This is a genomic window from Pimelobacter simplex, assembly GCF_900114845.1.
Classification (GTDB): domain Bacteria; phylum Actinomycetota; class Actinomycetes; order Propionibacteriales; family Nocardioidaceae; genus Nocardioides; species Nocardioides simplex.
Genome location: NZ_FOUK01000003.1, coordinates 589902 through 610815, shown reverse-complemented (window position 1 = coordinate 610815; position 20914 = coordinate 589902). Strand labels below are relative to the sequence as shown.

The 20914-nt window shown below is 72.5% G+C and carries 21 protein-coding genes; 12 read left to right on the top strand and 9 right to left on the bottom strand.

What is annotated here, in order from left to right; genetic code table 11:
* Positions 1 to 32 precede the first annotated feature (32 nt).
* Positions 33 to 2213 carry a glutamine synthetase III family protein gene (locus BM223_RS15720; protein WP_038679598.1) on the bottom strand — a complete coding sequence of 727 codons (2181 nt, stop codon included), beginning with the start codon at positions 2211 to 2213 and terminating at the stop codon, positions 33 to 35.
* Between the two features lie 169 nt (positions 2214 to 2382).
* Between BM223_RS15720 and BM223_RS15715 the strand changes: the two genes are divergently transcribed.
* Complete coding sequence (locus BM223_RS15715) at positions 2383 to 2814, top strand: RDD family protein (RefSeq protein WP_038679596.1); 432 nt, start codon at positions 2383 to 2385, stop codon at positions 2812 to 2814.
* A gap of 26 nt (positions 2815 to 2840) precedes the next feature.
* Here BM223_RS15715 and BM223_RS15710 read toward each other — a convergent pair whose 3' ends face one another.
* From BM223_RS15710 to lipB, 5 genes are read right to left on the bottom strand one after another with little or no spacing between them, the layout of a single operon-like run.
* Complete coding sequence (locus tag BM223_RS15710; protein WP_052138737.1) at positions 2841 to 3554, bottom strand: DUF4191 domain-containing protein; 714 nt, start codon at positions 3552 to 3554, stop codon at positions 2841 to 2843.
* Between the two features lie 36 nt (positions 3555 to 3590).
* A complete protein-coding gene (gene lipA / locus BM223_RS15705; RefSeq protein ID WP_075018636.1) occupies positions 3591 to 4526 on the bottom strand; it encodes a lipoyl synthase in 936 nt (311 codons plus the stop codon).
* A 23-nt stretch (positions 4527 to 4549) separates the two neighbouring features.
* Positions 4550 to 5560: an ABC transporter permease gene (locus tag BM223_RS15700; RefSeq protein WP_038679593.1), complete on the bottom strand. Its 1011-nt coding sequence runs from the start codon at positions 5558 to 5560 to the stop codon at positions 4550 to 4552.
* Positions 5557 to 6504 carry an ABC transporter ATP-binding protein gene (locus BM223_RS15695; RefSeq protein WP_038679591.1) on the bottom strand — a complete coding sequence of 316 codons (948 nt, stop codon included), beginning with the start codon at positions 6502 to 6504 and terminating at the stop codon, positions 5557 to 5559. Before BM223_RS15695 ends, BM223_RS15700 begins: the two co-directional genes overlap by 4 nt.
* A 50-nt stretch (positions 6505 to 6554) precedes the next feature.
* On the bottom strand, positions 6555 to 7295 hold the full coding sequence (gene lipB / locus BM223_RS15690) for a lipoyl(octanoyl) transferase LipB (RefSeq protein WP_038679589.1): 741 nt from the start codon (positions 7293 to 7295) through the stop codon (positions 6555 to 6557).
* 81 nt (positions 7296 to 7376) lie between these two features.
* Here lipB and BM223_RS15685 point away from each other — a divergent pair, with 81 nt between their 5' ends.
* Positions 7377 to 7994: a hypothetical protein gene (locus BM223_RS15685; protein WP_038679587.1), complete on the top strand. Its 618-nt coding sequence runs from the start codon at positions 7377 to 7379 to the stop codon at positions 7992 to 7994.
* On the opposite strand, the gene BM223_RS15680 is transcribed toward BM223_RS15685, so the two are convergent.
* The gene (locus BM223_RS15680; RefSeq protein WP_038679585.1) at positions 7934 to 8836 is read right to left on the bottom strand and encodes a TIGR01777 family oxidoreductase; all 903 of its coding nucleotides are present in this window, start codon (positions 8834 to 8836) and stop codon (positions 7934 to 7936) included. The two genes, BM223_RS15685 and BM223_RS15680, sit on opposite strands and share 61 nt — an antisense overlap.
* A gap of 37 nt (positions 8837 to 8873) precedes the next feature.
* Between BM223_RS15680 and BM223_RS15675 the strand changes: the two genes are divergently transcribed.
* The gene (locus BM223_RS15675; protein ID WP_038679583.1) at positions 8874 to 9860 is read left to right on the top strand and encodes a hypothetical protein; all 987 of its coding nucleotides are present in this window, start codon (positions 8874 to 8876) and stop codon (positions 9858 to 9860) included.
* 81 nt (positions 9861 to 9941) lie between these two features.
* Here the strand turns inward: BM223_RS15675 and sucB are convergent, their stop codons facing one another.
* Entirely contained in the window at positions 9942 to 11756 is a 1815-nt protein-coding gene (gene sucB / locus BM223_RS15670) for a 2-oxoglutarate dehydrogenase, E2 component, dihydrolipoamide succinyltransferase (protein ID WP_038679581.1), read from the bottom strand.
* Between the two features lie 111 nt (positions 11757 to 11867).
* Between sucB and BM223_RS15665 the strand changes: the two genes are divergently transcribed.
* Complete coding sequence (locus BM223_RS15665; RefSeq protein WP_052139311.1) at positions 11868 to 12224, top strand: hypothetical protein; 357 nt, start codon at positions 11868 to 11870, stop codon at positions 12222 to 12224.
* Here BM223_RS15665 and BM223_RS15660 read toward each other — a convergent pair.
* The gene (locus BM223_RS15660) at positions 12172 to 13701 is read right to left on the bottom strand and encodes a leucyl aminopeptidase (protein ID WP_052138736.1); all 1530 of its coding nucleotides are present in this window, start codon (positions 13699 to 13701) and stop codon (positions 12172 to 12174) included. The genes BM223_RS15665 and BM223_RS15660 overlap by 53 nt on opposite strands.
* 55 nt (positions 13702 to 13756) lie before the next feature.
* Here BM223_RS15660 and gcvT point away from each other — a divergent pair, with 55 nt between their 5' ends.
* The 8 genes from gcvT (at position 13757) to BM223_RS15620 (ending at position 20911) form a co-directional block, all read left to right on the top strand.
* Entirely contained in the window at positions 13757 to 14866 is a 1110-nt protein-coding gene (gcvT, locus tag BM223_RS15655) for a glycine cleavage system aminomethyltransferase GcvT (RefSeq protein WP_038679578.1), read from the top strand.
* Position 14867: 1 nt separating this feature from the next.
* Positions 14868 to 15137, top strand: coding sequence for a hypothetical protein (locus BM223_RS15650; protein WP_052138735.1), 270 nt, complete (start codon positions 14868 to 14870; stop codon positions 15135 to 15137).
* Positions 15138 to 15141: 4 nt separating this feature from the next.
* A complete protein-coding gene (locus BM223_RS15645; RefSeq protein WP_038679575.1) occupies positions 15142 to 15975 on the top strand; it encodes a PhzF family phenazine biosynthesis protein in 834 nt (277 codons plus the stop codon).
* Between the two features lie 27 nt (positions 15976 to 16002).
* Positions 16003 to 16797 (top strand): thymidylate synthase, encoded by a 795-nt coding sequence (locus BM223_RS15640; RefSeq protein WP_038679573.1) that lies wholly within the window; start codon positions 16003 to 16005, stop codon positions 16795 to 16797.
* A complete protein-coding gene (locus BM223_RS15635) occupies positions 16794 to 17315 on the top strand; it encodes a dihydrofolate reductase (protein ID WP_038679572.1) in 522 nt (173 codons plus the stop codon). The genes BM223_RS15640 and BM223_RS15635 overlap by 4 nt, the downstream gene beginning before the upstream one ends.
* A gap of 13 nt (positions 17316 to 17328) precedes the next feature.
* A complete protein-coding gene (locus tag BM223_RS15630; protein ID WP_038679570.1) occupies positions 17329 to 18267 on the top strand; it encodes an LLM class F420-dependent oxidoreductase in 939 nt (312 codons plus the stop codon).
* 71 nt (positions 18268 to 18338) lie between these two features.
* The gene (gene dapA / locus BM223_RS15625) at positions 18339 to 19226 is read left to right on the top strand and encodes a 4-hydroxy-tetrahydrodipicolinate synthase (RefSeq protein WP_038679568.1); all 888 of its coding nucleotides are present in this window, start codon (positions 18339 to 18341) and stop codon (positions 19224 to 19226) included.
* Positions 19226 to 20911, top strand: a complete 1686-nt coding sequence (locus tag BM223_RS15620) for a ribonuclease J (RefSeq protein WP_038679567.1) — start codon at positions 19226 to 19228, stop codon at positions 20909 to 20911. Before dapA ends, BM223_RS15620 begins: the two co-directional genes overlap by 1 nt.
* The last annotated feature ends 3 nt before the right edge of the window (positions 20912 to 20914 follow it).

Sequence of the window (20914 nt, the reverse complement as noted above, 5' to 3'; positions counted from 1 at the left end):
GGCCGTGTTACAGATCCCGCCGGCGGGCCCGGTCAGCGGATGTAGAGCATCTCCTGGTACGTCGGCAGCGCCCACAGGTCGTCGGCGACGACGGCCTCGAGCGCGTCGGCCGCGGTGCGGACGTCGGCCATCGCCGTGAGGACGACGTCGCGCAGGTACGCCGCCTCGGCGATCCCCGAGTGCGCGTGGGCGCCGGCGATGGCCGTGTCGAGCGCCGCGAGGGCCGCGGTGAGGTCGGCCAGGGGAGCGGAGACGCTCTGGAGCGTGGTCAGGTCGGCCTCGATGCCGGCGGCCTTGAGGGCGGCGACGTTCTGGGCGAGCTCGGTCTGGTAGCGGAGCGCGGTCGGGAGCACGATGGTGCGGGCGACCTCGGAGGTCAGGTTCGCCTCGACGCCGACGGTCATGACGTACTGCTCGACGCCGACCTCGTAGCGCGACTCGAGCTCGGCCTCGCTGAAGACGCCGTACGTCGAGAAGAGCTCCTTCGACTCGGGGGTGAGCCACTCGGGGAGGGCGTCGACCGTGGTGCGGAGGTTCTTCAGGCCGCGCTGCTCGGCCTCGGCGTGCCACTCCTCGGAGTAGCCGTTGCCGTTGAAGATGACCGCCCCGTGCTGCTCGATGATCTTCTTCAGCAGCGCCGCGACGGCGTCGTTGAAGTCGGAGCCATCGGCGACGGCGGCCTCGATCTCGGTCGCGGCGAAGTCGAGCGCCTCGGCCATGATCGTGTTGATGATGACCATCGGGGCGGCGACCGTCTGGTTGGAGCCCGCGGCGCGGAACTCGAAGCGGTTGCCGGTGAACGCGAACGGCGAGGTGCGGTTGCGGTCGCCGGCGTCCTTGGCCAGGTCGGGCAGGGTGTCGACGCCGACCGACAGGATGCCCCGCTGCTTGGAGCTCGTCGCCTCGCCGCCCTTGGCGATCTGGTCGAAGACGTCGGCGAGCTGGTCGCCGAGGAAGATCGAGATGATCGCCGGCGGGGCCTCGTTGGCGCCCAGGCGGTGGTCGTTGCCGGCCGACGCGACGGTGAGCCGCAGCAGTCCGCCGTGCAGGTGGACGGCGCGGATGATCGCGGCGCAGAAGACCAGGAACTGCGCGTTGTCGTGGGGGTTGTCGCCCGGGTTGAGGAAGTTGCCCTGGTTGCCGTTGCCGAACGAGAAGTTGACGTGCTTGCCCGAGCCGTTGACGCCGGCGAACGGCTTCTCGTGGAAGAGGCACTCCATGCCGTGCTGCTTGGCGATCGAGCGGAAGGTGCTCATCAGCAGCTGCTGGTGGTCCGAGGCCAGGTTGGCGCGCTCGAACACCGGCGCGATCTCGAACTGGCCGGGAGCGACCTCGTTGTGCCGGGTCTTGGCGGGGATGCCGAGCTTGAACAGCGCGCGCTCGGTGTCGTGCATGAACGCGAGGACCCGCTCGGGGATCGCGCCGAAGTAGTGGTCGTCGAACTCCTGGCCCTTGGGGGGCTTCGCGCCGAAGAGGGTCCGGCCGGCGTTGAGCAGGTCGGGGCGCGCGTTGACGAAGCTCGAGTCGATCAGGAAGTACTCCTGCTCGGGCCCGCAGTACGACACGACGTTGTCGATGTCCTGGTGCCCGAAGAGCGCGAGCACCCGCTGGGCCTGCGCGGCCATCGCGGCCTGCGAGCGCAGCAGCGGCGTCTTGTGGTCGAGCGCCTCGCCGGTCATCGACACGAAGATCGTGGGGATGCAGAGGGTGTTGCCGTTGGCGTTCTCGAGGATGTACGCCGGCGACTGGACATCCCAGCCGGTGTAGCCGCGCGCCTCGAACGTCGCGCGGATGCCGCCGTTCGGGAAGGACGACGCGTCGGGCTCGCCCTGGATCAGGGTCTTGCCGGAGAACTCCCAGATCGCCGTTCCGTCGCCGACCGGCTCGAGGAAGGAGTCGTGCTTCTCGGCGGTCAGGCCGGTCAGCGGGTAGAAGACGTGCGCGTAGTGCGTGACGCCGCGCTCCATCGCCCAGTCCTTCATCGCGGCGGCGACGAGGTCCGCGACGGCCGGGTCGAGCTTCTCGCCGTTCTGGATGGTCGCCGCGACGGACTTGAAGACCGCCTTCGGCAGCCGCTTCTGCATGACCGCGAGCGAGAAGACGTTCGCCCCGAAGATCTCGCCGGTCTTCTCGGCGACATCGAAGAAGGGGGCCGGGCCCTCGAAGGACTGGGCGTCCTTGATGGCGGCCAGGCGGACGGCGTTCGCGGTCATCTCTGCTCCTCGCACGGGGCGCGCCGGGCGCATCCCTCGGATCGGTGTTCGGAGCGAGACGCTACGGACGAGAAGACCTCCGGCCGTTGCCCTCATGTTTCGGGGATGTAACAAGGTCCGCGACGGGTGTGGTGCCCGTCACGTCGGTGGCTCGCCTACGCTTGCGGCCGTGCCGTCCCCGACCGCGAAGCGCCCCGACCTGTCGTCCTTCGAGACCGCCTCCTGGGGGCGCCGCATCGCCGCCCTGCTGGTCGACTGGCTGCTCTGCACGCTGGCCGTCGTCCTGGTCTTCGGTCTCGACGAGTACACGAAGGCCGGCTCGGTCGCCTCGATCCTCGTGCTGCCCGTCTACATCGTCGAGTCGACGCTGCTGACCTGGCTGGCCGGGGGATCGATCGGCAAGCTGCTGACCGGCCTGTGCGTCGTCCCGGCCGACGGGCACCTGCACCGGCTCAACCCGATCAAGGTGCTGATCCGGCAGATCATGATCGGGCTCGTCATCCCGCCGCTGGTGTTCCGCAACGACGGCCGTGGGCTCCACGACCTCGCCGCCGGGACGTCGACCGTCACCTTCGCGACGCTGCGCACCCTGGTCAAGTAGCCAGGGCGCGCAGAAGAGTCAGGGGCTCAGCGACCGCGCAGGTTGCCGCGCATGCCCTTCATCGAGGTCGGGACCGGGCCACGGGGGAGCGGCACCTTGGGGCGCTGCGCGTCGAGCGCCCGCAGCCGCTGGCGGATCTCGGTGATCTCGGCCGGCTTGACCTGGCGGCCGAGCTTCTGGACGTGGCGCACGAGCTTGGTCAGCGGGACCTGGCCCTCGCCGGTGCCGACCATGACGTCGTGCACGGGGTAGTCGCCGGCGACCCGCTCGTGCTTCTTGTGCTCGCTGGTCAGCAGCGCCTTGAGCCGGGCGGGGTTGCCCTCGCCGACGAGGACGATGCCCGGAGGGCCGACCACGCGGTGGACCATGTCCTGCTGCTTGGTGAAGCCGACGACCTCCTCGATCACCCAGCCGCGGCGCAGCATGGTGAGCGCGCGGGCCGCGGCGCCGACCTGGCCGTCGAGGCGCTTGAACGCGGCCTTCTGCGCGCGGCGGCCGAAGACGATCATCAGCGCGAGCAGGCCGATGAGCAGGGTGCCGATGACCGTCAGGACCATCTTGAAGGCGCCGTCGCCGGGCAGCACGAAGTGGAAGAGCGCGAAGCCCAGTCCGCCGAAGAGGACGAAGGAGCCGAGCATCCACCAGCGGATCGCCGGGTCGACCTCGCGAGACATCTTGTAGGTCTCGAGGATCTGCCGGCGGCGGCTCATCGTGGACGGGTCGACGGGAGTGTTCGTCATGGGGTGCTGCAATCTCCTCGGCCGTGGTTCAGAACGTCAGACCGTCGCAGCGTCGCGGGCGGCCATCGCCTGACGATACAGACGTCCGGCGCGGTACGACGAACGGACGAGGGGTCCGGACAGGACTCCGGCGAAGCCGATCTCCTCGGCCTCGGTGGCGAGCTCGACGAACTCCTCGGGCTTGACCCACCGCTCGACGGGGTGGTGGCGGGGGCTGGGGCGCAGGTACTGGGTGATGGTGACCAGCTCGCAGCCTGCTTCGTGGAGGTCGCGCAGGGCTTGGGAGACCTCGTCGCGGGTCTCGCCCATGCCGAGGATCAGGTTCGACTTCGTGACCAGGCCGAAGGTGCGGGCTTGGGTGAGGACGTCGAGGGAGCGTTCGTAGCGGAAGGCGGGGCGGATGCGCTTGAAGATCCGCGGCACGGTCTCGACGTTGTGGGCCAGGACCTCGGGGCGGGAGTCGAAGACCTCGGTGAGGAGGTCGGGGTGGCCGTTGAAGTCGGGGATGAGGTTCTCGACGCCGGTGTCGGGGTTGAGTGAGTGGATGGCGCGGACGGTCTCGGCGTAGAGCCAGGCGCCGCCGTCGGGCAGGTCGTCGCGGGCGACGCCGGTGATGGTGGCGTACTTGAGGCCCATGGTCTGCACGGATTCGGCGACGCGGCGGGGTTCGTCGCGGTCGAGGGGTTGGGGTTTGCCGGTGTCGATCTGGCAGAAGTCGCAGCGTCGGGTGCACTGGTCGCCGCCGATGAGGAAGGTGGCCTCGCGGTCCTCCCAGCACTCGAAGATGTTGGGGCAGCCGGCTTCCTGGCAGACGGTGTGGAGTCCTTCGGACTTCACCAGCTTCTGCAGCGCGGTGTACTCGGGACCCATCTTCGCCTTGGTCTTGATCCACGACGGCTTGCGCTCGATCGGGGTCTCGGCGTTGCGGACTTCGAGGCGGAGGAGCTTGCGTCCCTCGGGTGTTGCGCTCACCCGAGCAGCCTACTCCGCCCCCCTCACGGCACGTCGCGCCGCCGGAACCACAGCACCGACAGGAGCGCCGAGGCGCCGACCGCCGTCCCGGTGTACGCCGCGCCGGCCGCGAACGAGAGGGTCCGCTCCTCGGAGCAGTAGCCGCCTTCCAGGTCGATGCCCTGCTCAGGCGGGCACGGCGCGTCGACGTAGTACGTCGCGCCGTCGGCGACGACCGCGAGCGTGTTGAGTGCCGGGTCGAACCGTCCGGACACCCCGAGCACCGCGAGCACGACACCGCCGACGAGCGCGACGCCGAAGAGGATGCCGAGCGTCGCGACCGTGCTGCGGAAGAGCATGGTGAGGGCGAAGCCGCACAGTGCGGCCGCGGCGACGACCCCGGCACCACGCCCGCCCATCTGCAGGCAGTCGACCAGGACGGCGCCTCCCGAGGGCAGGTCGCGCGAGGCGGCGACGGCATTGAGCCCGATCCAGTACGCCGACAGCAGCACCCCCGACAGCACGAGAGCACTGCCCGTGACGACGATCGCCTTCGCGCCCCACACCCGGACCCGGCGCGGCTCGAAGAGCAGCTGGTTGCTGACCGATCCGCTGGCCCAGTCGTGGCCGGTGAACGTCGTGCCGAGCACCATCATCAGCAGTGCCAGGATCACCACCAGCGCGACGCCGGTGCCCTCGGTGGACTCCGAGGCGAGGCTCAGCTCCTGGTGCCACAGGTAGGAGTCGATGGTGGGCTCGAGCTGCTGCGTGCACTGCCGCTCGATCTCGCCGGCGTCGGTGCTGTCGATGCCGAATTCCGACGGGTTCTCGGTGCACTGCGCGCGCGACTCGGCGTACCAGGACGACTGCAGCTCCTGCTCGACCTGACGCTCGGCGTCGGCGACCGCGGCAGCGGACGGCGGCCGGGTGTTGAGCGTGACCGCGACCCCCATCACCACGGGCACGGCGACCGCGCCCACCAGGAGCACCAGGACCGCGCGCCGTCGTACCAGGCGCAGGAGCTCGACGCGGAGCAGCCGGACGAACGCGCTCATCGGTCGGCCCCCAGCCGCTCGGCGTCGGTGAGGGCGAGGAAGAAGGTCTCGAGGTCGGGGCGCAGCGGCGTCAGCTCGCTGAGCCAGAGGCCCGCGCCGCCGAGCACCTGCGTGATCCGCGCGGCGTCCTCGGTCTCGACCCGGATCTCGGGGTGCTCCGGCCCGGGGTCGCCGGGGACGACGGTGACGCTCAGCCCGGCGTCCCGGAGGACCGCCTGCGCCCGCTCAGGGTCCGCGACGACGACCCGGTGGGCCGTCGTCGTGCCGAGCAGGTCGTCGACGCGCCCCGAGGCCAGCAGCCGGCCGTTGCCGATGATGGTGGCGGACGTGCAGACCTGCTGGACCTCCGCGAGGATGTGCGAGCTCAGCAGCACGGTGACGCCGGCCTCCCCGAGGCCGCGGATCGTCTCGCGGATCTCCCGGATGCCGGCCGGGTCGAGGCCGTTGGTCGGCTCGTCCAGGATGAGCAGGTCGGGCCGCTTGAGGAGGGTGGCGGCGATAGCGAGGCGCTGCTTCATGCCGAGCGAGTAGGACTTGTAGCGGTCCCGGTCGCGGCCGCCGAGCTGGACCGTCTCGAGCGCCTCGTCGACGCGTCCGCGGGGTGCTCCGATCGCGTCGGAGAGCAGCTGGAGGTTGAGCCGGCCGCTGAAGTTGGGGGCGAACTTCGGCGACTCGACGACCGCGCCGACGCGGTCGATGACGTGGGGGAGCCGCTCGGGCACCGGCTGGCCGAAGAGCCGCATCGTGCCGCGGGTGGGCCGTGCCAGGCCGAGCAGCATCCGGATCGTCGTCGTCTTGCCGGAGCCGTTCGGCCCCAGGAAGCCGTGCACGCCGCCGCCGGCCGGGACCGCCAGGTCGAGGCTCTGGACGGCGACGCGCTGTCCTCCGCGGACGGTGCGGAACTCCTTGCGGAGGCCCGTCGTCTCGATCACCAGGTCGCTCACGCGTCCTCCTTCGCCGGCCCCGGGGGGTGGGGCAGGAGGACAGTGTGACCTCAGCGAGCGGGGTAGCTGAGCACCGCCACGCCGACAGGCGCGGGCGTCTTGGCGGGATCGGGGCGCGCGTCGTAGTCGGGGGTCGGGACGAACGGGCCCCAGGCGAGCAGCTCGTCGAGGTGACGTCGTACGGACGCGACGACCTCGCGCACCGGCACGTCGCGCCCGAGCTCGGCGCTCAGCGAGGTGACGTCGGCGTCGGAGATTCCGCACGGCACGAACCGGTCGTACCAGCTCAGGTCGACATTGCAGTTCAGCGAGAAGCCGTGCATCGCGACGCCCTTGCGGACCCGGATGCCGATGGCCGCGATCTTGCGCTCACCGCCCTTGTCGTCGGCCCGCAGCCAGACGCCGGTACGCCCGGGGATCCGCGCCGTCGTCACGCCGAAGTCGGCGCAGACGGCGATGATCGCCTCTTCGAGGCGGCGGACGTAGTCGACCACCTTGACGTGGTCGGGCAGCCGGACGATCGGGTAGCCCACGAGCTGCCCGGGACCGTGGAAGGTGATCTTGCCGCCGCGGTCGACCTCGATGACCGGCGCGCCGGCCGTGTCGGTCGGGCGCTCGTGCTCGGCGGTGCGCCGGCTCGCGGTGAAGACCGCCGGGTGCTCCAGGAGCAGCACCGTGTCGGTCCGCTCGCCGGCGACGACCTCGGCGTGGAGCTCGCGCTGGAGGTCCCAAGCGGTGACGTAGTCGACGAACGCAGGTCCGAGCCCGTCCTCGCGGAAAGTGAGCGTCACGGCCTCGAGCCTACTCGGGGCTCCGCGCGGGCCTGTGGAGAGCCAGGTGCATCTGTCGGACCCTCGGAGTAGGAACGTCCCATGCGGATCTCGGGTACCCGCGCCGGCCACTCCGGACTCTCCGGCGTGGTCGTGGCGGTGGTGGTGACGATGGTGGTGACGGCGCTGGCCGTCGCCGCCGGAGTGGTGGCGCGCGGCGGAGGTGGGGGTGAGGCGTCGGCGGCGGGCGGGGCGCCGGCGGTGGCCGGCGCCGGGGCGGAGGTCCGGGCGCTGGCGGTGCTGCACCGCTGGGACCGGGCCCGCGCCCGGGCCTGGGCCCGGGGCGACCCCGCCGCGCTGGCCCGCCTCTACGCGCCACGGTCGCGGGCCGGGCAGCGCGACGTCGCCATGCTGCGGGCCTGGCTGCGGCGCGGGCTGCGCGTCGAGGGGCTGCGCATGCAGGTGCTCGACGCCGCGCTGGTCGTGCGCGACCGGCGCCGGCTGGTGCTGGTGGTGACCGATCGGCTGGCCGGCGGCCTCGCGGTGGGCCGGGCCGACCCGAGCCCGAGGACGGGCCGCCGCGCGCTCCCGCGTGACCGGCCGAGCACCCGACGGCTGGTGTTCCTGCGGGTGGCCGGGCGGTGGCTGCTGTCCTCGGTTCAGCCGCGGGCGAGCCCGGTCGCGAGCACCGCGTCGACGTCCGGGTCCGCGAACTCGTAGCCGAGGTCGAGCAGCGCGGCCGGGCGGACGTCGAGCGAGCCGAGCACCTCGTCGGCCATCGCGCCGGCGGCCACCCGGAGCACGGGTGAGGGCACCGCGAAGATCGCAGGCCGGTGCACCCGCCGGGCCAGCGCGCGGGTGAACTCCGCGTTGGTCGGTGTCGTCGGCGCGCACAGGTTGAACGGCCCGGACGCGGTCGGGTGCTCGACCAGGAAGACAGCCGCGCCCACCCAGTCGCGCAGCGAGATCAGCGGGTAGTGCTGCTCGCCGTTCCCCAGCCGGCCACCCAGGCCGGCGGCGAAGAGCAGGCGCTGCTGCTGGAGGGGCGGGTGGCTCCGGTCCTGGACCGGCGCCGTCCGCAGCAGCGCCACCCGGGCGCCCGCCTGCACGGCCGGCCGGGTCGCGGCCTCCCACTCGCGGCACACCCGCGTGAGGAGGGCGTGCCCCCGGGTGTCGGAGGCCTCGGTGAGCGGCGCGGAGCCGTGGTCGCCGTACCAGCTGATGCCGGAGGCGTTGACGAGCGCCGGAGGCTCCGGCGCGGCCGCGATGGTGGCCGCCAGCAGCCCGGTCGTGGACCGGCGGCTCTCGAGGACGTCGTGCGCCCACTTCTTCGAGTGCGGGTTGCCGATCAGCGGCGCGCCCGCGAGGTTGACCACCACGTCCGCGCCCTGGACCAGGTCGGCGTCGACCACGCCGGCCTGCGGGTCCCAGGTCGACTCGCCGGCACCGGCCTCACGCCGTACGAGGCGGGTGACGTCGTGGCCGCGCTCGCGCAGTGCGGGGACGAGGGACTGACCGAGCGAGCCGGACGAGCCGGCAATGACGACGTGGAGAGGTGTCATGTGTGAAAGCCTGCCACCACCGACCGAGGGAGTCTCCATGAACGCCACCCGTCCGCGCCTGCGCGCCCTCGCCGCGGCGAGCCTCGCGGCCCTCGCCCTGAGCACGCTCTCCGCCTGCGGCGACGGTGGTGACGGCCGCAAGGACGGTGACCGGGACCGGAACCCGGCGCCCGCGGCGTCCGGATCGCCGTCCGGATCACCGTCCGGATCACCGTCCGGCACGACCCCGGCAGCCGAGCCCCCGGTCGTCCTCGACGCCGGTCAGGCGCCGCGCCGGCTGCTCCGGATCGACGTCGAGAAGGGGCACACCGAGCGCTCGACCCTCCAGCTCACCACCACCGTGGGCACCCACTTGGAGGGCGTGCCCAAGACCAAGGGGACGATGCAGGTGCCGATGACGGCCCAGGTGACCTCGACGGTCACCGAGGCCGCGGATGACGCGCTGACGGTCGAGTCCGTCTTCGGCCCCACGTCGGTCGATCCCGACGAGATCGCGCCCAGCCTGGTGGAGCCGATCCGCGCCGCGTTGAAGTTCCTCGAGGGCACCACCGTGACCGTGGTGGCGCGCCCCGACGGGACGACGCTGTCGACCGACGTCGCCCTCGGCGACGACGCGCCCGAGATGGTCGACCGGATGCTCGACGACTTCCTCGCCCAGGGCTTCGGCCTGGCCCAGCTGCCCCCCGACGAGGTGGGAGTGGGCGGTCGCTGGCGCTCGACCGACGACCTCGAGGTCGGGGGGACGACGGTGCGCGCGTCGTCGACGCACGAGGTGGTGCGGCTGACCGACGACGGCGCGACGCTCGCGCTCACCATCGAGCAGACCACCCAGCCGGGAGGCGCGGAGGGCGGCGGCACGATCGTCGAGGGCAGCAGCTCCGGCCGGGGCCGGATCGAGCTGCGTGACGGGATGGTGCTGCCGGTCCGGTCGTCCTCCACGATCCGCGGCACCTCGGTGGTCGAGGTCGGCGATCAGCGGGTCACCACGACGTACACCACCGAGATGACGATCACCACGCGCTGACCGCCCGCCCTCCGACGTACGACGCCCCCGGAGCCAGGCGGGCTCCGGGGGCGTACGTCGGTGGGTGGTCCGGGTCGGTGCTCAGACCTCGAACTGGCCGGACTCGAGGCGCTTCTTGAGGTCGCGCAGGAAGCGGCCGGCGTCCGCACCGTCGACCACGCGGTGGTCGTAGGTGAGGGCGAAGTAGACCATGTGGCGCACCGCGATGGTCTCGCCGAGGTCGTCGTCGTCGATCACGACGGGACGCTTGACGACCGCACCGGGGCCGAGGATGGCGACCTGCGGCTGGTTGATGATCGGCGTGTCCCACAGGGCGCCGAAGCTGCCCAGGTTGGTGATCGTGAAGGTGCCGCCGGAGAGCTCGTCGGGACCGATCTTGTTGTTGCGCGTGCGGTCGGCGACGTCGGCGATCTTCTTGGCGAGCCCGGAGATCGACAGGTCGCCGGCGTCCTTGACGACCGGGGTCAGCAGACCCTTCTCGGTGTCGACGGCGAACGCGACGTTCTCGCGGTCGTAGTAGGTGATCTCGCCCTTCTCGAGGTCGAGGTTCGCGTTGAGCGCCGGGTGCTGCTTGAGCGTGTCGATGGCCGCCTTCGTGAAGAAGGGCAGGTACGACAGCTTGACGCCCTCGCGAGCGAGGAAGTCCGCCTTCACCGACTCGCGCAGCCGCGCGATGTTGGTGACGTCGACCTCGACCACCTGGGTGAGCTGGGCCGACACGTGGAGGGACTCGACCATCCGCTCGGCGATGATCTTCCGGAGCCGGCTCACCTTGACCGTCTGGCCCCGCAGCGGGGACGGCGTCGACGGGGCAGCGGAGGCGGCGCGGTCCGAGCCCGACGCGGCGGGCGGGGCGGCCTGGGCCGCCGGTGCCGGGGCAGCCGCTGCCTTGGCGGCGGCCGCGGCGTCGAGGACGTCCTGCTTGCGGATCCGGCCACCGACACCGGAGCCGGTGACCTGCGCCAGGTCGACGCCGTGCTGGGCGGCGAGCTTCCGGACGAGCGGGGTGACGTAGCCGGGGCCGTCGGCGGACTCGGCGGGCTCGCTGGGCTCGGAGGGAGCGGCGGGTGCCGCCGGGGCCGGGGCGGCCGGAGCCGCGGGGGCGGCCGGAGCGGCCGGGGCCTCCGGTGCGGCCGGCGCCTGAGGGGCAGCCGGAGCCTCGGGCGCGGCGGGGGCCTCGGGTGCCTCAGGGGCGGCCGGGGCCTCGGGAGCAGCGGGCGCGGCCGGTGCGGGGGAGCCCGAGCCGATGATCGCGAGCTCGGCGCCGACCTCGACGGTCTCGTCCTCGGCGGCCTTGATCTCGAGCAGGGTGCCGGCGACCGGCGAGGGGATCTCGGTGTCGACCTTGTCGGTGGACACCTCGAGCAGCGGCTCGTCGACGGCGACGTCGTCGCCGACCTGCTTGAGCCAGCGGGTGACCGTCCCCTCGGTGACGGACTCGCCCAGGGCGGGGAGCGTGACGGCCGTCCCCTCGGCGGCGCCGCCGCCGCCCGAGGCGGCGGGCTGCGCGGGCTCAGCGGGCGGCGCGGACTGCGCGGGCTCGGCGGCGGCGGGCTCCGGCGCGGCCGCGGGCGCCGGCTCGGGCTCGGGAGCGGCCTCAGCCGCGGCCTCAGGCTCGGCCGCCGGCGCCTCGGCAGCCGGAGCCTCACCGGTCTCACCGGCCTCGCCGACCACGGCCAGGACGGCGCCGACCTCGACCGTGTCGTCCTCGTTGGCCCGGATCTCGACGAGCGTTCCGGCGACCGGAGAGGGGATCTCGGTGTCGACCTTGTCGGTCGAGACCTCGAGCAGCGGCTCGTCGATCGCGATCTGGTCGCCGACCTGCTTCAGCCAGCGGGTGACGGTGCCTTCGGTGACGGACTCACCGAGCGCGGGGAGAGTGACTTCGGTCGCCATGGGCCAATCCTTGCACCACGAGTCACGCAAGTCGCAACGGCCCACCCACGGATCGGGCAAACTAGGGGCATGGGCATGTTCGACCGGTTCCGCGGGGGTTCCAAGCTACGGATGAGTAACCCCGCCAAGGACGCCGCGCGCACGGGGTCCACCCGGGTCCGCGCCTCGGACCGGGCGGACGAGGAGCACCTGCTCGCCTGGCTCCAGGACCGCCGGGGTGTCGAGGGCTTCGTCGAGCCGCGGACGGCGGTCAGCGAGATCACGCTGCTGCTGGTCGCGCACGACGGCGAGTGGACCCGGCGGCGGGTGTCGTCGATCAAGTGGGCCCACGACTTCTGCAACCGCCAGCAGATCCCCTCGTACGACGCCGCGGTGGTCGGCGTCCCGCAGCGGATGCGCGACTACAACTCCCGGGTCAGGCAGGCCCAGAAGCAGCGGGAGCGGGAGCGCCAGCAGCGCGACTCCTGAGCCACTCGACCAGGGTCGCGACGCCGTACCCGGTCGCGCCGGTGGCGAGGTGCCCGGTCGGGCCGCCCTTGTTGAAGGTGGGTCCGGCGATGTCGAGGTGCGCCCAGGGGAGGCCGCCGGTGAACTCGCGCAGGAAGGCCGCGGCGAAGAGCCCGCCGCCCCAGCGGATCCCGTCGTACTGGGCGAGGTCGGCGACGGTGGAGCTGTGGATGCGCTCGTCCATGGCCTCGGGGATCGGCATCGGCCAGGCGTCCTCGCCGGCGGCGGCGGAGGCGGCGAGGACCTCGGCCACGACCGTGTCGTCGCCCATGACGCCGGCGATCCGGTCGCCGAGGGCGAGGGCCATGTGCCCGGTCAGGGTCGCGATGTCGACGACGACGTCGGGCGCCGCCTCGACCGCGCGGTCGAGGGCGTCCGCGAGGACCAGGCGGCCCTCGGCGTCGGTGTTGGTGACCTCGACCGTGGTCCCGCCGTACGTCGTGAGGACGTCGCCGGGGCGCATGGCGGCCTCGCCGACCATGTTCTCGGCCAGCGCGGCGTAGGCGGAGATCCGGACCGGCAGGCCGAGGCGGGCCGCCGCGAGGGTGGCCTGGACGACGGCCGCGGCGCCGGCCATGTCCTCCTTCATCGTGGCCATGCTGGCGGCGGGCTTGATCCACAGGCCGCCGGAGTCGAAGGTGATGCCCTTGCCGACGAGCGCGACGTGCGCGACGGCGTCCTTGGGGGAGTACGACAGCTCGACCAGGCGCGGGGGCGCCGCCGAGCCGCCGCCGACGGCGAGCAGGCCGCCGCAGCCGAGCTCGGCCAGGCGCTCCTCGTCGAGGACCTCGGCCTTGACCCGCGCCGCACCCTTCGCGAGGCCCTTGTTGGTCGCCTTGACGGCCGCGGCGATCGCGTCGGCGAAGGCGGGCGGGGTGAGGTCGGCGGGCGGGGTGTTGACCCAGTCGCGGGCGGCGAGCACGGCGTCGGCGACGACCTGGGCGGGCTCGACGGCGGCGGTGACCTCGCCGCGCCGGGCCGCCGGCGTGAGGACGACGATCTCGGCGGGCGTCGTGGGGGTGGCCGGCTTGCTCTTGTACGTCGTGAAGGCGTAGCCGCCGAGCCGGTAGCCCTCGATGACGGCCCGCACAAGCTCGGGCGTGTCGGCGGGCAGCGCGAGCGCGACGGAGGCGGCGTTGGTGACGGCGCGCGCGGCGTTGCCCGCGGCCCGGCGGACGTCGTCCGGACCGGGGTCGGCGCCGAGCCCGACGAGGACGAGCAGCGGCGAGGCGATGGTCCCGGAGGTCGGCACCTTGGCGACCTCGCCGGGTGCGCCCTTGACCCCGATCGTGGCGAGCAGCCCGGCCAGCTTGCGGCCGTAGGCGGCGGCGACGTCCTCGGCTCCGGGAGCGAGGACCCCGTCGGGGAGCACCCCCACGACCACGGCCTCGGCTCGGGTCTTGGCGGGGCTGGCCGTGCGGAGGGCGAAGGTCGTCACCGCGGCAGGATATCGGCCCCCCGCACGGAGCCGCAGGCGCGATAGATTGCCCGCCATGGCGGATGCGACCCCACGGCACTCACCCCTCCACGACCGGCACGAGGCGCTGGGTGCCAAGTTCTCGGAGTTCGGCGGCTGGCTGATGCCGCTCGAGTACCCGACGGGCGTGGTCAAGGAGCACGCCGCGGTCCGCGAGGGCGTCGGCATCTTCGACGTCAGCCACCTCGGCAAGCTCGTGGTGCGCGGCCCGGGCGCGGTCGACTTCCTCAACGCCACGCTCACCAACGACCTGCACCGGATCGGCCCCGGCAAGGCGCAGTACAGCCTCGTCGTGGACGACGCGACCGGCGGCATCGTCGACGACGTCTTCACCTACTACCGCGACGACGAGCACGTGCTGGTCGTCCCCAACGCCGCGAACAACGCCGAGGTGCGCCGGCGCCTGGTCGAGGCCGCCCCCGAGGGCGTCGAGGTGCTCGACCACCACGAGGACTACGTCGTGCTCGCGGTCCAGGGCACCCGGTCCGACGAGGTGCTCGCGGGCGTCGGCCTGCCCGTCGGCCACGACTACCTGACCTTCGTCGAGGCGCCCTACGACGGCGCGAAGGTCATCGTGTGCCGGACCGGCTACACCGGTGAGCGCGGCTACGAGCTCATCGCGCCGGCGGAGGTCGCCCCGGCGCTGTGGGACGCGCTGATGGCGGCCGGCGAGCCCCACGGCCTGGTGCCGGCCGGCCTGGGTGCGCGCGACACGCTGCGCACCGAGATGGGCTACCCCCTGCACGGCCAGGACATCTCCCCGGACATCACCCCCAACGAGGCCCGGCTCGGTTGGGCCGTCGGCTGGAAGAAGCCGGCGTTCTGGGGCCGCGACACGCTGCTCGCCGAGCGCGAGGCCGGCCCGCGCCGCAAGCTCGTCGGCATCGTCGCCGCCGGGCGCGCCATCCCGCGCCCGCACATGAGCGTCCGGCTGCTGCGCGACGTCCCCCTGGGGGAGGTCACCTCGGGCACCTTCTCGCCGACCCTGCGCAAGGGCATCGGCCTGGCGCTCGTCTCGACCGTCGTCGCCGACGACGCCGAGGTGATGGTCGACGTCCGGGGCCGCCCCGAGGTCTTCACGATCACCAAGCCGCCGTTCGTCCAGCCCTCCGTGCGAGAGTCGTGACATGACCCTTCCCGAGCAGCCCGCCCCCTACCGCCCGCAGCCGCCGGCCGAGCAGCCCTGGCGCTGGCGTCTCGAGGACGCCTCCGGCGCCGAGGTGGTGCTGAGCGGCGCCGATGCCGAGGAGTACGGCGACCAGGCGTTCCCCAACCAGGGCGACGCGGAGTCGTGGATCGGTGAGATCTGGTCCGAGCTCGCCGAGCGCGGCGTCGCCCAGGTGACGCTCTTCGAGGCCGACCGCGAGGTCTACGGCCCGATGTCGTTGAGCGCCTGACGCGATGACCCGCGCCTTCCGCCAGGTCGACGTCTTCACCACCGAGCCCCTGCTCGGCAACCCCGTGGCTGTCGTCCACGGCGCCGACGGCATGTCCGACGAGGAGATGCAGCGGTTCGCCCGCTGGACCAACCTCAGCGAGACGACGTTCCTGCTCGAGCCGACCGACCCGGCGGCCGACTACCGGCTGCGGATCTTCACCACCGAGACCGAGCTCCCGTTCGCGGGGCACCCGACGCTCGGCTCCGCGCACGCCTGGCTCGAGGCCGGCGGTGTGCCGCAGGGCGAGCGGCTGGTCCAGGAGTGCGGGGTCGGTCTCGTCGAGCTGCGCCGGGACGGCGGCCGGCTTGCCTTCGCCGCGCCCGACCTGCTCCGCTCGGGGCCGGTCGACGAGGCGCTCGCCGTCCAGATCGCGGCGGGCCTGGGCATCGCGCGCGACCGGATCCTCGACCTCGCCTGGGCCGACAACGGGCCCGGCTGGGTCGGCGTCCGGCTCGCGAGCGCCGAGGAGGTGCTCGCGCTCACGCCGGACCCGAGCCGGCTCGGCGAGAAGGTCGGCGTGATCGGGCCGCATCCCGACGGCGCGGAGTGCGCGGTCGAGGTCCGCGCCTTCTGCCCCGACGAGCCCGCCATGGTCGAGGACCCGGTGACCGGCTCGCTCAACGCCTCGCTGGCCCAGTGGCTCACGACGACCGGCGTCCTCCCGGCGTCGTACGTCGCGGCCCAGGGCACCGCGATCGGCCGGCGCGGCCGGATCCACGTCGACACCGGTGACGACGGCACGATCTGGGTCGGCGGCGACACCCTCACGACCATCCAGGGGACGGTCACGCTGTGACGACCGGTCGCCGCCTAGGCTGAGCGCGTGCGCGCGTACCTCGACCTCGTCCAGCGGATCCTCGACGAGGGCGTCGACAAGAGCGACCGCACCGGCACCGGCACGCTCAGCGTGTTCGGCCACCAGATGCGCTTCGACCTGACCGCGGGCTTCCCGCTGGTGACGACGAAGAAGATCCACACCCGCTCGGTCTTCGGTGAGCTGCTCTGGTTCCTGCGCGGCGACACCAACGTGCGCTGGCTGCAGGAGCGCGGCATCTCGATCTGGGACGAGTGGGCCGACGAGAACGGCGACCTCGGCCCCGTCTACGGCGCCCAGTGGCGCTCGTGGCCCACGCCCGACGGCGGCCACATCGACCAGCTCGCCCAGGTGATCGCGCAGATCCGGGCCAACCCCGACAGCCGCCGGCACATCGTCTCGGCGTGGAACCCGAGCCAGGTCGACGACATGGCGCTGCCGCCGTGCCACAGCATGTTCCAGTTCTACGTCGCCGACGGCCGGCTGAGCTGCCAGCTCTACCAGCGCTCGGCCGACGTCTTCCTGGGCGTCCCGTTCAACATCGCGTCGTACGCGTTGCTCACCCACATGGTCGCCCAGGTGGCCGGCCTCGGCGTCGGCGACTTCGTCCACACGCTCGGCGACGCACACCTCTACGCCAACCACCTCGAGCAGGCCCGGCTCCAGCTCACCCGCGAGCCGCGGCCGCTGCCGACCCTGGTGCTGAACCCCGCGGTCACCGAGATCGACGCCTTCGAGCTCGAGGACATCGCCGTCGAGGGCTACGACCCGCACCCCGCGATCAAGGCGCCGATCGCCGTATGAGCACTCCCGCAGGGCGGCGCGTCACGATGGTGGCCGCCGTCGCCGAGAACGGCGTCATCGGTGCCGAGGCGAACATCCCGTGGAAGATCTCCGAGGACTTCCAGCACTTCAAGGCCACCACGACCGGCCACGTCCTGATCATGGGCCGGACCACCCACGAGGGGATCGGCCGGCCGCTGCCGGGCCGGACCACCGTCGTCCTGACCCGCGACCCCGGCTACACCGCCGAGGGCGTCGAGGTCGCCCACTCGATCACCGACGCGCTCGCGCTGGCCGACCGGCTGCTCGCCGGCCAGCCCGACGACCGCCAGGTGATGATCGGCGGGGGAGCGGCCGTCTACGAGGCCGCGCTGCCCTACGCCGACGAGCAGATCCTCTCCGAGATCCCGCTCTCGCCCGCGGGCGACACCCACTACCCGGAGTTCGGGAAGAAGCGCTGGCGCGAGGTCCGGCGTGAGCCGCGCGACGGTTTCACCATCGTGTGGTGGGAGCGCGTCTTCGCGTGTGGAGGGGCCTGACACAGTAGGAGCCATGGAGCTCCGTGTCTTCACCGAACCGCAGCAGGGCGCGACCTACGACGATCTGCTGGCCGTCGCCCAGGAGGCCGAGCGCCTCGGCTTCGGCGCCTTCTTCCGCAGCGACCACTACCTCCACATGAGCGGGGACGGGCTGCCCGGCTCGACCGACGCGTGGACGACGCTCGCCGGCCTCGCCCGCGAGACCAGCACGATCCGGCTCGGGACGCTGATGACCAGCGCCACCTTCCGGCACCCCGGCGTCCTCGCGATCCAGGTCGCCCAGGTCGACCAGATGAGCGGCGGCCGGATCGAGCTCGGCCTCGGCGCCGGGTGGTTCGGCCAGGAGCACACCGCCTACGGCATCCCGTTCCCCGACACCCGCGAGCGCTTCGAGCGGTACGCCGAGCAGCTCGACCTGATCACCGGCCTGTGGACCACGCCGGTCGGGGAGCGCTTCGCCTTCGACGGCACCCACTACCAGCTCGCCGACAGCCCGGCGCTGCCCAAGCCGGTCCAGGACGGCGGGCACCGGGGCGGCGTCCCGGTCCTGGTCGGCGGGCTCGGCAAGAAGCAGACGCCGGCCCTCGCGGCGGCGTACGCCGACGAGTTCAACCTGCCGTTCGTCGACGAGGAGACGACGGCCGCCCAGTTCGCCCGGGTGCGCCGTGCCGCCGAGGACATCGGCCGCGACCCGGCCTCGCTCACCTGGTCCAACGCGCTCGTGCTGTGCGTGGGGGAGGACGAGGCCGCGATCGCCCGGCGCGCCGCCGTCATCGGCCGCGAGGTCGACGAGCTGCGGGTCAACGGCCTGGCCGGCACGCCGGCCGAGGTGGTCGACAAGATCAAGCGCTACGAGGCGCTGGGCGCGCAGCGGATCTACCTCCAGACGCTCGATCTCGCCGACCTCGACCACCTCCGGCTGGTCGCCGCGGAGGTCATGCCGCACGTGTGAGGTCGGTCCCGACTTGCCCGCCCGCGGTGGCGGAGTGAGGGATACCGGGCCCGGGGCGATAGCCTGGCTCCATGACTTCTGCACCCTTCGGCACCCTGTTGACCGCCATGGTCACGCCGTTCCACGAGGACGGCTCCGTTGACCTCGACGGGGTGCAGAAGGTGGCCAAGCACCTGGTCGACCACGGCAACGACGGCATCGTCGTCTCCGGCACCACCGGCGAGTCCCCGACCACCACCGGCGCCGAGGACGGCGAGACCCTCGCCGCGGTCAAGGACGCGGTGGGCGACCGGGCCAAGGTCGTGGCCGGCGTCGGCACCAACGACACCCGGCACTCGGTCGAGCTGGCCAAGCAGGCCGAGAAGGTCGGCGCCGACGGGCTGCTGCTGGTCACGCCGTACTACAACAAGCCCAGCCAGCCCGGCGTGCTCAACCACTTCCGCCACGTCGTCGAGGCGACCGGCGTCCCGGTGATGCTCTACGACGTCCCCGGCCGCACCGGCACCAAGATCGCGCTCGAGACCTACGCCGCGGCGAAGCAGTGGGACACCGTGATCGCGGTCAAGGAGGCCACCGGCGACCTGTCGCGCACGGCCCAGCTCGTCGACCTCGGCTACGCCGTCTACTCCGGCGACGACGTCAACACGCTCGGCTACCTCGCCTACGGCGCGACCGGCCTGGTCTCCGTCGTCGGCCACGTCGCGGGCACCCAGCTGCGCGCGATGATCGAGGCCTTCCTCGCCGGCGACCACGCCGAGGCGCTGCGCATCCACACCGGCCTGATCCCCGCCTACGAGGCGATCATGGGCGTGGCCAACTACGGCGCCACCACCGCCAAGGGGGCGCTCGAGCTCGCCGGCGTGCTCGGCAACCGCGTCGTGCGACCTCCACTCCTGGCCCTCGACGACGGTGAGGTCGCCGGGCTCCGCGCCGGCCTGACCGCGGCGGGCCTCCTCTGATGAGCCACCCGCACCCCGAGCTCTCCGCCCCGCCGAAGCTCCCGAAGAACGGCCTGCGCGTCATCCCGCTCGGCGGCCTCGGCGAGGTCGGCCGCAACATGACGGTCTTCGAGTACGACGGCCGGCTGCTCATCGTCGACTGCGGCGTGCTCTTCCCCGACGACCACCAGCCGGGCGTCGACCTGATCCTCCCCGACTTCGCGGCGATCCGGGACCGGCTCGACAAGGTCGAGGCGCTCGTGCTCACCCACGGGCACGAGGACCACATCGGCGCGACGCCGTACCTGCTGCGCGAGCGTCAGGACATCCCGCTCGTCGGCTCCGAGCTGACCCTGGCGCTGCTCAACTCCAAGCTGCGCGAGCACCGGCTGCGCCAGACGCCCTTCTACACGGTCAAGGAGGGCGACAAGATCTCGTTCGGTCCCTTCGACCTCGAGTTCGTCGCCGTCAACCACTCCATCCCCGACGCGCTCGCGGTCGCCATCCGCACCGGCGCCGGGATGGTGCTCCACACCGGCGACTTCAAGATGGACCAGCTCCCGCTCGACGGCCGGATCACCGACCTGCGTGCCTTCGCGCGGCTCGGTGAGGAGGGCGTCGACCTCTTCCTCACCGACTCGACCAACGCCGAGGTGCCCGGCTTCACCACCGCCGAGCGCAAGATCACCCCGGTCCTCGAGCAGGCCTTCGCCGAGTCGAAGCAGCGGATCATCGTCGCCTGCTTCGCCTCCCACGTGCACCGCGTCCAGCAGGTGCTCGACGCGGCGGTCAAGCACAACCGCAAGGTCGCCTACGTCGGGCGCTCGATGGTCCGCAACATGGCCATCGCCCGCGACCTCGGCTACCTCACCGTGCCTCCGGGCGTGATGGTCGAGGCCAAGGAGCTCGCCGACCTCGCCCCCGAGCGCCAGGTGCTCATCTCCACCGGCTCGCAGGGCGAACCGCTCAGCGCCCTGGCCCGGATCGCCCAGCGCACCCACAACTTCGTGCACCTCGAGGAGGGCGACACCGTCGTCCTCGCCTCGAGCCTGATCCCCGGTAACGAGAACGCGGTCTACCGCGTGATCAACGGCCTGGCCCGGCTCGGCGCGCGCGTCGTCCACAAGGGCAACGCGCTGGTCCACGTCTCCGGCCACGCCAGCGCCGGCGAGCTGCTCTACTGCTACAACATCGTCAAGCCGCGCAACGTGCTGCCGGTGCACGGCGAGGTCCGGCACATGCTCGCCAACGGCGACCTGGCCAAGCAGACCGGCGTCGAGAACGTCGTCTACGCCGAGGACGGCGTCGTCGTCGACCTCGTCGACGGCGTCGCGTCGGTGGTCGGCAAGGTCGAGTGCGGCTACGTGTTCGTCGACGGCCAGTCGGTCGGCGACGTCACCGAGTCCGAGCTCAAGGACCGCCGGATCCTCGGCGAGGAGGGCTTCATCTCGGTCATCGTCGTCGTCGACTCGGTGGCCGGCAAGGTATCCGCCGGGCCCGAGATCCACGCTCGCGGCCACGCCTGGGCCGACTCGGACTTCGAGCCGATCAAGCAGCCCATCGTCGACGCGGTCAACCGCTCGCTGACCGAGGGCACCACCGACACCTACCAGCTCCAGCAGACCGTGCGCCGCACCATCGGCCGCTGGGTCAGCTCGGCGCACAAGCGGCGCCCGATGATCATCCCGGTGGTCGTCGAGGCCTGAGCC

Bases quoted from the DNA above. Each gene is read 5' to 3' on its own strand.
- BM223_RS15720 (WP_038679598.1), bottom strand. From the start codon at position 2,213: ATGACCGCGAACGCCGTCCGCCTGGCCGCCATCAAGGACGCCCAGTCC.
- BM223_RS15710 (WP_052138737.1), bottom strand. From the start codon at position 3,554: ATGACGAACACTCCCGTCGACCCGTCCACGATGAGCCGCCGCCGGCAG.
- BM223_RS15700 (WP_038679593.1), bottom strand. From the start codon at position 5,560: ATGAGCGCGTTCGTCCGGCTGCTCCGCGTCGAGCTCCTGCGCCTGGTA.
- BM223_RS15685 (WP_038679587.1), top strand. From the start codon at position 7,377: ATGCGGATCTCGGGTACCCGCGCCGGCCACTCCGGACTCTCCGGCGTG.
- BM223_RS15680 (WP_038679585.1), bottom strand. From the start codon at position 8,836: ATGACACCTCTCCACGTCGTCATTGCCGGCTCGTCCGGCTCGCTCGGT.
- BM223_RS15675 (WP_038679583.1), top strand. From the start codon at position 8,874: ATGAACGCCACCCGTCCGCGCCTGCGCGCCCTCGCCGCGGCGAGCCTC.
- sucB (WP_038679581.1), bottom strand. From the start codon at position 11,756: ATGGCGACCGAAGTCACTCTCCCCGCGCTCGGTGAGTCCGTCACCGAA.
- BM223_RS15665 (WP_052139311.1), top strand. From the start codon at position 11,868: ATGAGTAACCCCGCCAAGGACGCCGCGCGCACGGGGTCCACCCGGGTC.
- gcvT (WP_038679578.1), top strand. From the start codon at position 13,757: ATGGCGGATGCGACCCCACGGCACTCACCCCTCCACGACCGGCACGAG.
- BM223_RS15650 (WP_052138735.1), top strand. From the start codon at position 14,868: ATGACCCTTCCCGAGCAGCCCGCCCCCTACCGCCCGCAGCCGCCGGCC.
- BM223_RS15645 (WP_038679575.1), top strand. From the start codon at position 15,142: ATGACCCGCGCCTTCCGCCAGGTCGACGTCTTCACCACCGAGCCCCTG.
- BM223_RS15635 (WP_038679572.1), top strand. From the start codon at position 16,794: ATGAGCACTCCCGCAGGGCGGCGCGTCACGATGGTGGCCGCCGTCGCC.
- BM223_RS15630 (WP_038679570.1), top strand. From the start codon at position 17,329: ATGGAGCTCCGTGTCTTCACCGAACCGCAGCAGGGCGCGACCTACGAC.
- dapA (WP_038679568.1), top strand. From the start codon at position 18,339: ATGACTTCTGCACCCTTCGGCACCCTGTTGACCGCCATGGTCACGCCG.
- BM223_RS15620 (WP_038679567.1), top strand. From the start codon at position 19,226: ATGAGCCACCCGCACCCCGAGCTCTCCGCCCCGCCGAAGCTCCCGAAG.